General features: G+C 62.4%; 12 protein-coding genes. 5 read left to right on the top strand and 7 right to left on the bottom strand.

The features are described 5' to 3' along the window. Positions 1 to 3: 3 nt before the first annotated feature. The 7 genes from CIW50_RS04830 to CIW50_RS04800 all read right to left on the bottom strand — a co-directional run bounded on the left by CIW50_RS04830 (position 4) and on the right by CIW50_RS04800 (position 6094). Positions 4 to 222 carry an alkylphosphonate utilization protein gene (locus CIW50_RS04830; protein WP_011665834.1) on the bottom strand — a complete coding sequence of 73 codons (219 nt, stop codon included), beginning with the start codon at positions 220 to 222 and terminating at the stop codon, positions 4 to 6. A gap of 144 nt (positions 223 to 366) precedes the next feature. After that, positions 367 to 1074 (bottom strand): OmpW/AlkL family protein, encoded by a 708-nt coding sequence (locus tag CIW50_RS04825; protein WP_149530076.1) that lies wholly within the window; start codon positions 1072 to 1074, stop codon positions 367 to 369. A gap of 181 nt (positions 1075 to 1255) precedes the next feature. Next, positions 1256 to 1522, bottom strand: a complete 267-nt coding sequence (locus tag CIW50_RS04820; protein ID WP_149530075.1) for a hypothetical protein — start codon at positions 1520 to 1522, stop codon at positions 1256 to 1258. Positions 1523 to 1586: 64 nt separating this feature from the next. Further along, complete coding sequence (locus tag CIW50_RS04815) at positions 1587 to 3512, bottom strand: propionyl-CoA synthetase (protein WP_149530074.1); 1926 nt, start codon at positions 3510 to 3512, stop codon at positions 1587 to 1589. A gap of 67 nt (positions 3513 to 3579) precedes the next feature. Further along, positions 3580 to 4113 carry a tetratricopeptide repeat protein gene (locus tag CIW50_RS04810; protein ID WP_149530073.1) on the bottom strand — a complete coding sequence of 178 codons (534 nt, stop codon included), beginning with the start codon at positions 4111 to 4113 and terminating at the stop codon, positions 3580 to 3582. Between the two features lie 8 nt (positions 4114 to 4121). Beyond that, positions 4122 to 5123 (bottom strand): tetratricopeptide repeat protein, encoded by a 1002-nt coding sequence (locus tag CIW50_RS04805; RefSeq protein ID WP_149530072.1) that lies wholly within the window; start codon positions 5121 to 5123, stop codon positions 4122 to 4124. Between the two features lie 29 nt (positions 5124 to 5152). Continuing rightward, a complete protein-coding gene (locus tag CIW50_RS04800; RefSeq protein ID WP_149530071.1) occupies positions 5153 to 6094 on the bottom strand; it encodes a TAXI family TRAP transporter solute-binding subunit in 942 nt (313 codons plus the stop codon). A 207-nt stretch (positions 6095 to 6301) separates the two neighbouring features. Between CIW50_RS04800 and CIW50_RS04795 the strand changes: the two genes are divergently transcribed. From CIW50_RS04795 to CIW50_RS04775, 5 genes are all read left to right on the top strand, one after another. After that, positions 6302 to 8317: a TRAP transporter permease gene (locus CIW50_RS04795; protein ID WP_149530070.1), complete on the top strand. Its 2016-nt coding sequence runs from the start codon at positions 6302 to 6304 to the stop codon at positions 8315 to 8317. An 88-nt stretch (positions 8318 to 8405) separates the two neighbouring features. Then, on the top strand, positions 8406 to 9407 hold the full coding sequence (locus CIW50_RS04790; protein ID WP_149530069.1) for a TAXI family TRAP transporter solute-binding subunit: 1002 nt from the start codon (positions 8406 to 8408) through the stop codon (positions 9405 to 9407). A 39-nt stretch (positions 9408 to 9446) separates the two neighbouring features. Then, a complete protein-coding gene (locus CIW50_RS04785) occupies positions 9447 to 10418 on the top strand; it encodes a TAXI family TRAP transporter solute-binding subunit (protein ID WP_149530068.1) in 972 nt (323 codons plus the stop codon). Between the two features lie 207 nt (positions 10419 to 10625). Next, positions 10626 to 11873 (top strand): MFS transporter, encoded by a 1248-nt coding sequence (locus CIW50_RS04780; RefSeq protein ID WP_149530067.1) that lies wholly within the window; start codon positions 10626 to 10628, stop codon positions 11871 to 11873. 278 nt (positions 11874 to 12151) lie between these two features. Further along, positions 12152 to 13153: a Bug family tripartite tricarboxylate transporter substrate binding protein gene (locus CIW50_RS04775; protein WP_149530066.1), complete on the top strand. Its 1002-nt coding sequence runs from the start codon at positions 12152 to 12154 to the stop codon at positions 13151 to 13153. Positions 13154 to 14441 lie beyond the last annotated feature (1288 nt).

Here is a 14441-nt window from a genome sequence, read left to right as displayed (position 1 = left end):
TCCTCACGCCTTCTTCAGAAACTCCGTGCGCAGCACCAGGCCCTTGACCTTGTCGGTGCGGCCTTCGATCTCATCTTCATTGTCGGTCAGATGGATGTTCTTGATCACGGTGCCGCGCTTGAGCACGGTGGACGAGCCTTTCAGCTTGAGGTCCTTGATCAGCGTGACGGTGTCGCCCTCGGCGAGCAGCGCGCCGTTTGAATCCCTGACCTTGATGTCCATGACGTTGTCCTGATGATGCGAGGATGTGGAGCCGCGCACCCAACAGGATGCGGGTGCGTAAAGCAACAGCTCTACGGCAAAACCACGAAAAAGAAGGGCCGACAGACATCGGCCCTTCAGTCACGCAGCGAGAGATCGGAAAGATCAGAACTTGTAGGTGATGCCGGTGCCGATCAGCCACGGATCGAGCGTGACCTTGCCGGTGACCGGCGTGCCACCGGCCAGCGTGCCTTGCCAATCCGGACGCAGCCACAGCTTCTTCACGTCGACATTCCAGCCCCAATACCTGTCGATCATGTAGTCGAAACCGAACTGCACGACAGGCGCGGCAGAGTCCTTCAGATGGCTATTGATGACGGAGACACCGGCACCGTTCGGCGTATTGCCGGCCGACTGGCTGAAGAACCAGGTGTAGTTCACGCCAGCACCGATATAGGGCTTGAACGCGCCAAGTTCAGTGAAGTGATACTGCAGCGTCAGCGTCGGCGGCAGCAGCCAGGCCTTGCCGACATCGAGGCCGGCAATCGTGCCATCGCCGGTGATGTGATGCTTGGTGACGCCGAGGACCAGTTCCGCCGCGATGTTCGGCGTGAAGAAGTAGGAGATATCGAGTTCGGGCACGACCTGGTCCGACGTCTTCAGGCTGGAACCCGGCACCTGGTTGACCGAACCGCCATTCTCCGGAATGACGCCGAGTACGCGCAGGCGGATCATCCAGGGATTCCACGCCTCAACGACGGGCGCTTTGTAATACGCCTTCGCCGGAAGATCGGCGGCGCCCGCCGTCGTCGCTATGCTCGTCATCGCCGTTGCCGCCATCAGCAACGACACGGTCGTCAGAATTCTCTTCATCGCGAAGCGCCCTGTCTCTCGATTCGTTCGGGGTGAACGATCTCACCCGATCCCATCCGAAAGACGCCTGCTGCGGCGCTCACACGTTGATCTCAATCAAAAGCAGACGGCCGCGAGACATCTCGCTGTACGGTCGTTGCTTTTGGGTGACACAGTCTTGCGGAATATCAATCCGCCGGTGTTACGGCCGGTTCGGATTGTTCAGCATGTACTCACCGAGATTGCGCTGTGCACGATCGGCGCGCTGAATGGAGTTGCTGCGCTGAACATCGCGATCCTTGCGGCAGCTCGCATATTGCGGCGAGCCGACGACGACACCATTGGCGCGGCAGATCGCGTCGTCATCATCGCCGAGGCTTGAGATCGGGACGTCAGTGCGGCGCGCGCAGGCGCCCAGCAATGTCGCTGCCAGCGTCAGCGCGATGAGGGATGTCGAAGTCAGTCGCATACATGGTTCCTGTCACATGAGTGACGCCGTGTTTAGCGCGAAATGCGGGATTTGTAAGGTGCGCTTACACCCTGCCCTTCAATGCCGTACCGATTTCGTCGAGCACCTTGGGGTCCTCGATGGTCGCCGGCATCGCCCAATCCTCGCCATCGGCGATCTTCTTGATGGTGCCGCGCAAAATCTTGCCGGACCGCGTCTTCGGCAGGCGACCAACGGCAATGGCGAGCTTGAACGCCGCTACGGGACCGAGCTTCTCGCGCACCAGAGCGACGACCTCTTTCTCGATTTCGGCCACCGGCCGTTCCACACCCGCCTTCAGCACCAGGAAGCCGCATGGCACCTCGCCCTTGATCGTATCCTTGATGCCCAGCACGGCACATTCGGCAACATCGGGATGCGATGCCAAAATCTCCTCCATGCCGCCGGTCGAGAGCCGATGGCCGGCGACGTTGATGATGTCGTCGGTGCGACCCATCACATAGACATAGCCGTCCTCGTCGAGATAACCGGCGTCAGAGGTTTTGTAGTAGCCGGGGAATTCGTTGAAATAGGCTTCCTTGCAGCGCTCATCCTGCTCCCACAACGTCGGCAGACAGGCCGGCGGCATCGGCAGCTTGATGACAATGGAGCCCATGGTGCCGGCGGGTAGCGGCTTCGCGGCCTCGTCGACCACCTCGACCTTGTAACCGGGCATCGGCACCGTCGGAGAGCCGTGCTTCACCGGAAGCTGACCGAGGCCCACCGGATTGCCGGCGATGCACCAGCCGGTCTCGGTCTGCCACCAGTGATCGATGACCGGCACCTTCAACTGCTTCTCGGCCCAGTCCACCGTCGGCGGATCGGCGCGTTCGCCGGCCAAAAACAGCGTGCGGAATTTCGACAGGTCGTATTTTCGGATGAACGAGCCGTCCGGATCTTCCTTGCGAATGGCGCGAAACGCTGTCGGCGCGGTGAACAGCGCCACCGCCTTGTGCTCGGCGATCACGCGCCAGAACGCGCCGGCATCGGGCGTACCGATCGGCTTGCCTTCATACATGATCGAGGTCGCGCCATGAAACAGCGGGGCGTAAATGATGTAGCTGTGACCGACCACCCAGCCGATATCGGATCCGCACCAGAAGACCTCGCCGGGCGTGATGCCGTAGAGATTGTACATCGACCACTTGAGCGCGACCGCATGGCCGCCATTGTCGCGCACCACACCCTTCGGTTTTCCGGTCGTGCCCGACGTATAGAGAATGTACAGCGGATCGGTCGCCAGCACCGGGACGCAAGCTGCAGCTTTCTTCGCCGCGATCGCCTTGCTGCGCAGCTCCGCCCAATCGTGATCGCGCCCGGCAACAAGACCGCAGCCGTGCGGCGGACGTTGAAGAATGATGCAGGCATCCGGTTTCACGCCGGAGAGATTGATCGCTTCATCGAGCAGCGGCTTGTACTGCACGATGCGGCCGGGCTCGAGCCCGCAGCTCGCCGAGAAGATCAGCTTCGGCTTGGCGTCCTCGATGCGGGTCGCGAGTTCTTTTGCAGCAAAGCCGCCGAACACTACCGAATGCACCGCGCCGATCCGTGCGCAGGCAAGCATTGCGATCATGGCTTCCGGCACCATCGGCATATACAGAATGACGCGATCGCCCTTGCCGACGCCATGATCCTGCATCACGGCGCCGAGCATCTGCACTTCATGCAGCATTTGCGCATAGGTAAATTTGGTGACGCTGCTACGTCCGGAAGAATTTGCCAGCGGGGAATCGTGAATCAGCGCGACCTGATCGGCCCGACCGCCGGCAACGTGGCGATCCAGCGCGTTGTAGCAGGTATTCAGCACACCGCCGACGAACCAGCGACCATAGAGGCCCATCGAGGGATCGAACACTTTTGTCGCCGGCTCGATCCAGTCGATATCCCTGGCGGCCTCACCCCAGAAACCCTCGGGGTCCGCGAGCGACTGCGCGTGAACCTCATGATAGCGGCTGGAATTGAGATTTGTCATTGGCGTCTCTCCCGCCCCGGCTGTGCCGCCAAGGTTCATTGTTTCGTCATTGTCACGGGATGACAGGCTATTTCAAGGGCGCCTTTGGTTGTGGTTTGACTGACATCTCGACGCCGATCCGTTCGATCTCCTGCGCCAGCGCCTTGTAATTCGCGCGCGCCGCTTCGAGTTGCGGATCGAGCTTGATCGCCGCGCCGAAATCCCGAATCGCGCGCGGGCGATCGCCTTTCTTGCGCCAGAGTTCACCCCGCGCATTGAACAGCGCCGCCTGCGTGGCATCCAGTCTGATTGCGGCGTCGTAATCCGCGATGGCACGATCGGCCTGATCCTTGCGCTCATGGATGCGGGCGCGCGCGACGAGTGCCTTGAGACGATCCGATGCGAGCGTCTTGTCGTGCCTGATCAGAACCGTGCATTTGTCGAGCACGGCATCGTCGTCATTTGCGGAGATCGCCGACATGCATGGCGCTGGATCGGGCTGTGGCTCGGGCGGCGGCGTGTCACCGGCGGCCAGTGCACCGTGCTGAAGCGCTCCCCACAAAGCGACGACCAACACATGATGGCGCGTAAATCGTGTGGGATTTCGGACACCAGATCTCATGCCCGCACCTACCGAACGCTGGCATCGGTCGACGGATGCAAGCCGATCGCTGGCTTGCGCACGGCGACGGCTGTCCGGCCCAGCTGCTGCCGATGCCGGATCGCGATATCGAGCGTCGGATCGATTCGAACCGCCGCCTCGAAATCCGCGAGCGCGCGCATCGTATCGCCCTTGTCGCGCCAGGCGACGCCGCGATTGTTGTAGGCCATCGCCAGATCGGGCTGAAGCTGCACGGCGATATTGTAGTCGGCGATGGCGCGATCATATGCGCCGCTGAGGCTGAAGGAGTTGGCGCGGTTCATGAAATAGCTGGCCTTCGGCTCCCGCCTGATCGCCTCGTCGAAATCCGCAACCGCACGGGCATAGGCATTGTTGCGCGCATAGGATTGCCCGCGCGCATCGTAATGTTCCGCAGTCGGCTCGAGGCGAATGATGTTGCTTTGGTCGTCGATCACCAGATCGAAACGCTTGACCTTGGTATAGGCCGCGGCGCGATCGATCAGGCCCTGCACCCGCGTCGGATCGAGCCGGACCGCTTCATTGTAATCGCGAACCGCCAATCGATTTTCATGCATAGATGCGAAAGTCGCGGCGCGGCTTGCAAACAATCGAGCCTCGTTCGGCCGCAGTCTGATCGCGCGATCGAAGTCATCGAGTGCACGGTCGAACTTCTTGCCGGCTGCGAGCGCCTTGCCGCGCGCCTCGAGCGCTGCGGCCGAGAGCGGATCTAGCTGAACCGCCAGATCGCCATCCGCAACGGCGAGATCGACCTGGTCCAGCCTGAGTTGCAACCCGGCACGCACAATCAGGGCATGAAGGCGGTCCGGCAATGCCGCCGTCGAGCCGATCACCAGGCCGCAGATGCCGAGCATCTGTTCAGGCGGCTGGGCATCGTCATTCGCACAGGTGGCAGCGGCCTCCGCCGCGCCCTGCGCGCGGGCAGCCGCATGGGACAGCGATGTTGCCGCAATAGCAGCGCACAGAACCAACGTCCGAAACGGATGACCCATAAAAGCCCCAGCAAGCCCGCGGGAGCACTCTACCTGATCAGACCCCGCTCCCGATAGTAGCGCAACGCGCCGGGATGCAGGGGCACCGGGCTCTTGCTCACAGCGTTGGCGAGCTTGATCTCGTGGCCCGCGCGGTGGGCAACGGCGAGTTCGTCAAGCCCATCGAACAGCCGCTTCGTCATCTGATAGACGAGGTCGTCGGACACCGCGCTGCTCGTGACCAGATAATTCATCACCGATGCGGTAGGCACGGGTCTGTTCTGGCTGACATAGGTCCGGGCCGGAATGGCGTCCGGCTTGTAGGGCGCGCCGATCTTTCTGACCATCGCGGGCGGCACCGGCACGATGACGATATCCGTGGCCTCGCTGAGCTCCTTGATCGATGTCACGCTGAGACCCGCAGACTGCAGCGTGGCATCGAGCTTCTTCTCGATCATCATCGTGGTGGATTCGGAGAAGGAGATGTATCTGATCTCGCCGAGATTCTCGTAGCGCAGCCCGGCCGCGCCCAGAATGGCGCGGGCGTTCAGCTCGGTGCCCGATCTCCGCTCGCCGACCGAGAGGCTTCGGCCCCTGAGACCGTTCAGCGTCCTGATGCCACTAGCCTTGGTGGCAACGATCTGGATGTAATTCGGATAGAGCGCGCCGATCACCCGCAGCCGATCCTGCTTGCCGTCGAAGCCCGCCGTGGCATTGCCGGTCCAGGCGGCCTTCAGAGCATCGCCAAGCGCAAGAGCCACCTGCCCGGTACCTTGCTGCAGCCGCGAGAGGTTCTCGACCGAACCATCGGTTGTCTGCACCTGAACTTTCGCGCCGGGAATATCCGCATAGATCATCGCGATCGAGACGCCGAGCGGAAAATAGATCCCGGACGTATTGCCGGTCAGCAGCGTGATCGACGGCTCGGCGCATGCCGCTGCGCTGCACATGACGACCGCAGTCGTCATGGCCGCTATCAGACGCTTCCCCATACTCATTTTATTCCTGTCATTCAGCCCTGCGAAAGTGAACCGCGGGCCTCATGCGGTCAACGGCGTTCCCGTAGCGAACGCCCTCGCCGCGACGAAAGTTTCACCGGTAAGCCCTTGCGCCAGCCGGGTAAAACGGCATGAATGCGCCGCACTCAGAATAATAAAGCCGGCCAAGCCGGCTGCGGGAAATATCCCGGGGGAAGAAACATGGCTGACCAAAAATCAAACGCGAGCGATGAGACCATTGCGGTCTCCGATGAGGCATTGGCAAAGGCTGAAGCCTTCATCGAAGCCGATGAAGGCGCAACAAATCGCCTGCTGGGCTGGGCCGGAACGATCTCCACCGGCATCGCCGTCGTCATGAGCCTGTTTCATCTCTACGCTGCTTACGCGATCGTGCCGACGCAGGAACTGCGTTATGTCCACGTCGCCTTCACACTGATCCTGAGCTTCCTGCTATTCCCGGTGTCGGCGCGCTTCCGCAACCGCGTGCGCTGGTGGGATATCGTGCCGGGCATCGTCGCCATCGCCACCATCGCCTATGCGCTATGGGGCGGCGACGATTTCACCGACCGCGCCACCGTGCCAGATCATATGGACGTCCTCGTCGGCATCGTCTTCATCGTGTTGCTGCTGGAAGCGACCCGCCGCACCACGGGCCTGATCATGCCGGTCGTGTCCGTGTTCTTCATCGCCTATGCGATGCTCGGCCCGCATCTGCCGGCGCCATGGACCCATCGCGGCTACGATCTGCCGCGCCTCGTCGGCCATCTTTTCATCACGCTGGAGGGCATTTTCGGCGTCGCGGTCGATGTGTCGGCCACGCTGATCATATTGTTCACGATCTACGGCGCCTTCCTGTCGATGTCCGGCGCCGGAAAGTTCTTTATCGATTTCTCGCTCTCGTTGATGGGGAACAAGTCGAACGCCGCGGGCCGCACCGTGGTGCTGTCCTCGTTCCTGCTCGGCGGGCCTTCCGGCTCCGGCGTCGCCACCACGGTGATGATCGGCACCGTCGCCGCCCCGATGCTGGCCAAGGCCGGTTTCGAGAAGAACGCTGCCGGCGGCCTGCTGGCCGCGGGTGGTCTCGGCGCCATCCTGTCGCCGCCGGTGCTCGGCGCCGCCGCGTTCCTGATCGCCGAATTCCTCAAGATCAGCTATCTCGACGTGATCTGGATGGCGACCATCCCGACCTGTCTCTACTATCTGTCGCTGCTGATCATGGTCGAGATCGACGCCAAGCGGTTCGGCGCCCACAATGTCAATGTCAGGCCCGAGCTCAGCCTCGGCGTGATGATGAAGCGTTACGGGTTCCACTTCATTTCCCTGCTCGCCGTCGTCGTCTTCATGATCATCGGCTACTCGCCGTCGCTGTCCGTGTTCTACGCCACCTGCGTCACCTTCGTGCTCAGTTTCCTCCGCAAGGACACTGCGCTGGTGCCGAAGAAACTGGTGAAGGCACTGGCCGATGGCTCGATCGGCGCGCTCAACGCCGCCACGACCTGCGCCTGTGCCGGCATCGTGGTCGGCGTCGTGACGCTCACTGGTCTCGGGCTCAAGTTTTCGTCGATCGTGATTTCCTATGCGGGCGGCAGCCTGCTGCTGACGGCGATCTACACGGCGTTGATCGTCTGGATTATCGGCCTCGCAGTGCCTGTGACCGCCTCCTACATCATCTGCGCGGTGATCGCAGCACCGGCGCTGATCAAACTCGGCGTGCCCGACTACGCCGCACACATGTTCATCTTCTATTACGCGGTGCTCTCGGAAGTCTCGCCACCGACTGCGCTGTCGCCCTTCGCGGCCGCCGCGATCACCGGCGGCGATCCCTACAAGACCACGCTGCAATCGTGGAAATACACGCTGCCGGCCTTCCTGGTGCCATTCGTCTTTGTCTGCGACCCGCAAGGCGTCGGCCTGCTGCTGAACATTCCGAAGGGCGGCTCGTGGGTGGATATCGTCGAGATCACCTTCAAGACCACTTTGGGATTGCTGGCACTCGCCGCCGTCGCGCAGAACTGGGCGCTGCGACAAAATACACCGATCGAGCGCGGCCTGCTTCTGCTATCGGGATTACTGCTGGTGTTCCCGAGCCTGATCGAGGCAATCATCGAATCGATCATCGGTCGCGACATCAGCTATACATTCGTGCCCGGCCTGGTGATCGGCCTCGGCGTACTACTGTGGCAGGCAAGGACGAGGGTGCAATCGGTACCGGCATGAGCAACGACAGAAACGAATAACGTCAAGTTATCGCACGACAGCGGACGCCGCAGATAAGCGGCGCCGCCGACTTCAGGGGAGTGAAGCGATGAAATGCAAGGCTCAGGGATACAAGGCTCTGAAATACGCGACTTTGCGCGACAAGGCTTTCAGCCTTGCCTTGCTCGGCATCGCCTGCGCGAGTGGCGCGGCCTCGGCTGAGGAAAAGACCATCGCGATTGCCACCGGCGGGACCGGCGGCATCTTCTATCCGCTCGGCGGCGGGCTCGCGAACCTGCTGTCGAAGAAGCTCCCCCACACCCAGGCCACGGGTGAAGTCACCGGCGGCAGCGTCGATAACATCAAGCTGCTGGAGACCGGCCAGGCCGATCTCGGCTTCATGACCGGCGACGTCGCATCGGACGCCGTGAAGGGCGAGAACAAGTTCAAGAAGCCCGTCCCGTTGCTCACCATCGTCGCCGTCTATTCCAGCCCGGTGCATGTGGTGACCATCGTCGGCACCGGCATCGAGAAGTTCGCCGACCTCAAAGGCAAGCGCATTTCCGGCGGTGCGCCAGGCAGCGCCACCGAGGCGCAGACCTTCCGCCTGCTCGAAGCCGCGGGCCTCGACAAGGACAAGGACGTCAAGCGCGAACGCCTGTCGGTGGCGGAATCCGCGTCCGCGCTGAAGGATCGCAAGATCGACGCCTTCTTCTGGGGCGGCGGCGTGCCGACCGCAGCCGTCGTCGACCTCGCGGCCTCGCCAGGTGTCACCATCAAGCTGATCGACATCGATTACCTGCTCGAGCCGATCGTGAAAAAATACGGCCAGATCTTTGCGCCGAGCGTGATCAAGGCCGGCAGCTATCCCGGCCAGACCACCGACAGCAAGGGCTTCGCCGCCTGGAACCAGATCATGGCCACCGACAAGATGTCTGACGAGACCGCCTATGCGATCACCAGGACGATCTTCGAGAACAAGCCCGATCTCGTCGCCGTCCATAAAGAGGCGGAGAACATCAATCTCGCCACGCAGACACCAGCGCAGTCGCCGGCGCCCTATCACCCCGGCACGCTGAAATATCTCAAGGAAGTCGGCGCGGTGAAATAGTCACCGCGACATCATCAAAACTGGAGGAGAGGACAACCCATGTTCAAGCGTTTCAGAAAGACATCGATTGCCGTGGCGCTGGTCGCCACTGCCGGCCTTGCCGGCGCGGCCATCGCGCAGCAGAAGACCATGGCGATCGGCACCGGCGGCACCGGCGGCGTCTATTATCCGCTCGGCGGCGCCATCGCCAATGTGCTGTCGAAGGCACTCCCGAACACCCAGGCCACCGCGGAAGTCACTGGCGGCTCGGTCGATAACCTCAAGCTGATCGCCTCGGGCCAGAGCGAGATGGGCTTCAGCATGGCCGACGCCGCGCTCGACGCCTTCAAGGGTGAGGACAAGTTCAAGAGCGGCAAGGTCCCGCTGCAGACGCTGCTCGTGGTCTATCCGAACCGCATGCATGTGGTGACCGTGGATGGCACCGGCATCGAGAAGATGTCGGATCTCAAAGGCAAGCGCGTCTCCACGGGTTCGCCGGGCAGCGCCACCGAGGTGATGGCGTTCCGGGTGCTCGAAGCCGCCGGTCTCGACAAGGACAAGGACATGAAGCGCGAGCGGCTCGGCGTCGCGGAGAGCGTCAACGCCATCAAGGACCGCAAGATCGACGCCTTCATGTGGGTCGGCGGCGTGCCGACCGCTGCCGTCACCGACCTCGCCGCAACACCCGGCCTGAAGATGAAGCTGATCGACCACGCCGACCTCGCCGACAAGATGAATGCGAAATACGGCAAGCTGTATTCGCCCTCGAACATCAGCAAGAGCATCTATCCCGGCATGGACAAGGACAATGCCAATACCGAAGTCTGGAACATCATCGTCACCGGCAACAAGATGAGCGATGACGACGCCTACAACATCGTCAAGACGCTGGTCGAGAAGAAGGCCGACATCGTCGCCGTACACAAGGAAGCCGAGAGCTTCTCGCTCGACAACCAGATACAGGAGCGTTCACCGGTGCCGTTCCATCCGGGCGCGCTGAAGTACTTCAAGGAAAAGGGCATCGGCAAGTAAAGCCGGCCCACAAGACCCGATTTCAGGCCGCGATGCGAGAGCATCGCGGCCTTCGTTTTTAAACGGTTGATCGCGGACCTCCCCTCTGTCATCTCCACCTGGGCGGGGACGCCGGCAGACAGGACGGCGCCCACGCCGAATACCGCGGAACCGGATCAACCAGCCGCCGTTGCCTGCCGGGCACCTCACGTGCCGTGAGGACCACGCGTGCACGACGCCGACAAGATCAAACATCCGCTCGACGCACTGAACTTCTTTCTCGCCGATGTCCGCGATGGGCTCGGGCCCTATCTCGCGATCTATCTGCTGACGGTCCAGAAATGGGATGAAGCCTCGATCGGCGTCGTGATGTCGGTCGCAGCCCTCGCCGGGATCGTCGCGCAGACCCCCGCTGGCGCCCTGATCGACAAGACCACGGCCAAGCGCGCCATCGTCATTCTTGGCGCCGTCATCGTGACACTGGGCTCGATCGTGCTGCCGCTGTATCCGGGCTTCGTCTTCGTTGCCACGATGCAGGCCCTGACCGGTGTCGCCGCGGCCGTCTTCGCGCCGGCACTGGCAGCGATCACGCTCGGCATTGTCGGCCCCAGAGCCTTTGCCCGCCGGATCGGCCGTAACGAGGCATTCAACCATGCCGGCAATGCGACGACGGCCACATTGGCCGGCATCTTCGCCTATGCCTTCGGGCCGATTGTCGTGTTCTGGCTGATGGCCGCGATGGCTGTGGCGAGCATCCTCGCGACACTGGCGATCCCCGCTGACGCCATCGATCACCAGATGGCCCGCGGCCTCGGCGATCTCGACGAAACGCACGATCACGATGCCGCCGACCGGCCTTCCGGCTTTCAGGTGCTGCTGACCTGCAAGCCGCTCCTGATATTCGCCGCCGCCACCGTGCTGTTTCATTTCTCCAATGCAGCCATGCTGCCGCTGGTCGGCCAGAAACTCGCACTGGTGAACAACGAGCTTGGCACCACGCTGATGTCGGTCTGTATCGTCGCGGCGCAGCTCGTGATGGTGCCGGTCGCCATGCTGGTCGGCCGCAAGGCCGATGTCTGGGGCCGCAAGCCGCTCTTTGCCTGCGCGCTTGCCGTGCTGGCGCTGCGCGGCGCGCTGTATCCGCTCTCGGACAATCCCTACTGGCTGGTCGGCGTGCAGACCCTCGACGGCGTCGGCGCCGGAATCTTTGGTGCGATCTTCCCGCTGGTGGTCGCGGACCTCACTTACGGCACCGGGCACTTCAATATCAGCCAGGGCGCGATCGCCACCGCCGCGGGATTGGGCGGCGCTCTCAGCACGGCCATTGCCGGCGTGATCGTGGTCAAGGCCGGCTACACCGCGGCATTCCTGACGCTTGCCGCTTTGGCGGGGATCGGCCTAATCCTGTTCATCGCCGCTATGCCGGAAACGCGACCTTCCGACGCACGTCATCAGCCGTTAGTACCGAATGCTTAAGGATGGTATTGCATTGCGGTAGCAACGCGCAGTGCAACATAGTACCATCCACGCAGCACATTCCCATGCATGTTTTTCCATGGGAATGCTTGATCGGGAGAAGCTTAAAGTACCTGCCGGTTGCGCAGATGAGTCGCAGGAGCGGACCGTCGGGTTCGTTGCCCCAGCCGTGCCGGTTCCCACTTGATCCCGGCCTCCCGTCATTGTCTTAAACACCCTCAACCAGATCGCGCGTCGCAGCCGCGCGGCCTGTCCGACACGCAAAAGGACTCTTCGAGATGTCATCATCGATCCGCTTCCCGTCCCGCCGCTCCGTGATCCTCGGCGGCGCGGCTGCCCTCGGCACCCTGCCGATCCTGTCGCGCCGCGCCAGCGCCGCAGAGTGGCCCACCAAGCCGGTGAAGTTCATCGTTCCGTTCGCGGCCGGCGGCACCACCGACATTCTGGCCCGCGTCGTCGCGCAGAAGATGTCCGAAGAGATGGGCCAGCAGTTCATCGTCGAGAACAAGGCCGGCGCCGGCGGCAACATCGCCGCTGATTTCGTCGCCAAGGCCGAAGGCGACGGTTACACCTTCCTGGTCGGCACACCCGGCACCCACGCGATCAACAAGTTCGTGTTCAAGAACATGACCTATGATCCGGTCAAGGATCTGGCGTCGGTGATCGTGATCGCCAAGGTGCCGAACCTGTTCTCGGTCACCAATGCGCTGCCGGCCAAGAGCGTCAAGGAATTCATCGAACTCGCCAAGGCCAAGCCGGACGAATATTTCTACGGCACGCCGGGCCTCGGCTCGACCGCACATCTGTCGACCGAACTGTTCAAGTCGATGACCGGCGTGAAGCTCACCCACGTGCCTTACAAGGGCAGCGCGCCCGCGCTCACCGACCTGATCGGCGGCCGCGTCCATGTGATGATCGACAACCTGCCGGCGGCACAGCCTTTCGCGGAGAGCAACCAGATCCGCGCGCTCGCCGTCTCCACCAGCAAGCGCTGGGAGCCGATGAAGGACATTCCGACCATCGCCGAATCCGGCGTGGCCGGCTACGACGCCGCCTCCTGGTTCACCATCGCGGCGCCCGCCAAGACGCCGAAGGAGATCATCGCCAAGCTTAATGCCTCGACCGACAAATTCATCAAGTCGGCCGACGGCACCGCCCGCCTGATCAAGCTCGGCGCCGATCCGACCGGCGGTTCGCCGGCCGACATGGATGCCTATGTTCAGTCCGAAATCGAGAAGTGGGGCAAGGTCGCCCAGTTCGCCGGCATCAAGCCGGAGTAAAGTCGCGCAGGCTTGGCAGGGCGTTAGACGCGCCTGCCTGTTTTGCTCTCTTCTTGAGTTCAATACATCGAAGGGCACGCGCCGAAGCGCGTGCCCTTTTGCTTTTGAGGCTGGCGACTGCTCATCGCTGGACTGAGCCCGGAGTTTCCGCTGTCATTCCGGGGCGCATGAAAGCGGCGCAGCCGCTGCAGTGCGAACCTCAGCCGCTCCACTTGAAGCGGCGGAGGTTCGGTCCCGTCGCCTCCAGCGTCGGTCCCGCCCTCAGGCAAACCAATTGGTTTGCCGGGGAATGACAGTGTAGGGCGGCAAGGCAGCACCAAACATTTTTTCCTATCTTCCGTTGACATCATCCTCATCAGGTTTATATTCCCCTCGTCCTGCCCCACCGAGAGGGGCGATCGCGATCGTCACGTTCGCGGGGTGGGATGCGGTGGACGCCGGAGATGCGGCGTCACGGGAGATGTGGGTGACGGCTGTCTTCGGGCAGGCCGGATCGTCTGTGGTCAGGATACCACTGGGACAGGCGGCACGGTTTGTCTTGAGATGGCAGAAACCTGCAGATCACGTGACGGACGACCAAGTCAAAACGCGTTCGGCTTACTCGCTTGAGGCACCCTGTCCCTTCGCCTTGGGACTGTAATTTTGGTGATGGAATCGTTCGACAGAACCGTTCGCCATGGCAAAGCGCAAGCAACCGAAAAAACACCGCATGCGGAACGCTGGGCACTTGCCCTGCGCCTCCGAAAGTCCTGATGCACTACCTTGCGGAAGACCGCATCGGCATCAGGCCCAAGGGTGCAACGGGCACCCGGCGTTCCGCACGCCCTCTCACAGGGGGCGGGAATGCAAACCACGACGGCGCCCCCGCGCCGCAAACAACAGGGGTGATGTCGCATGTCTGAAGAGCAGTGGCTGTTTGACTTTCGAATCCGCAATAGCGCTCGGAGGCCGGAAGTATCCCTCCCTCAAGCCGCGTAGCGGCGCAGTGGGGAGGGTCGGGCGAACGAGGCGATGCGAAGCATCGACGAAGTGGAGGCCGGGGTGGGGTGTCTCCGCACACTCCGAGCTTGTTGCACTACCCCCACCCGACCGGCCAAGCGGCCGGCCACCCTTGTAACTTGCGGAATGCCGTTTCTGCTAAGCTTGGCGGAGCGGTGGCAGGCGGGAGACCGCATCACCCGAGGGACACCAAGCCCGGTGGGGAGCATGGGTCTTCGCTTGCCGTTCCATCGAACCCGGACAGTCGCTTGGGCCGCTTGGCGAGCCCGGTTGCGCAAGGATGGGATCT

Origin of the sequence: Tardiphaga sp. P9-11 (genome assembly GCF_008329525.1) — a bacterium.
Lineage (GTDB): Bacteria > Pseudomonadota > Alphaproteobacteria > Rhizobiales > Xanthobacteraceae > Tardiphaga.
Note: the sequence above shows the minus strand (reverse complement) of the source record. Positions and strands in the feature narration are given on the sequence as shown.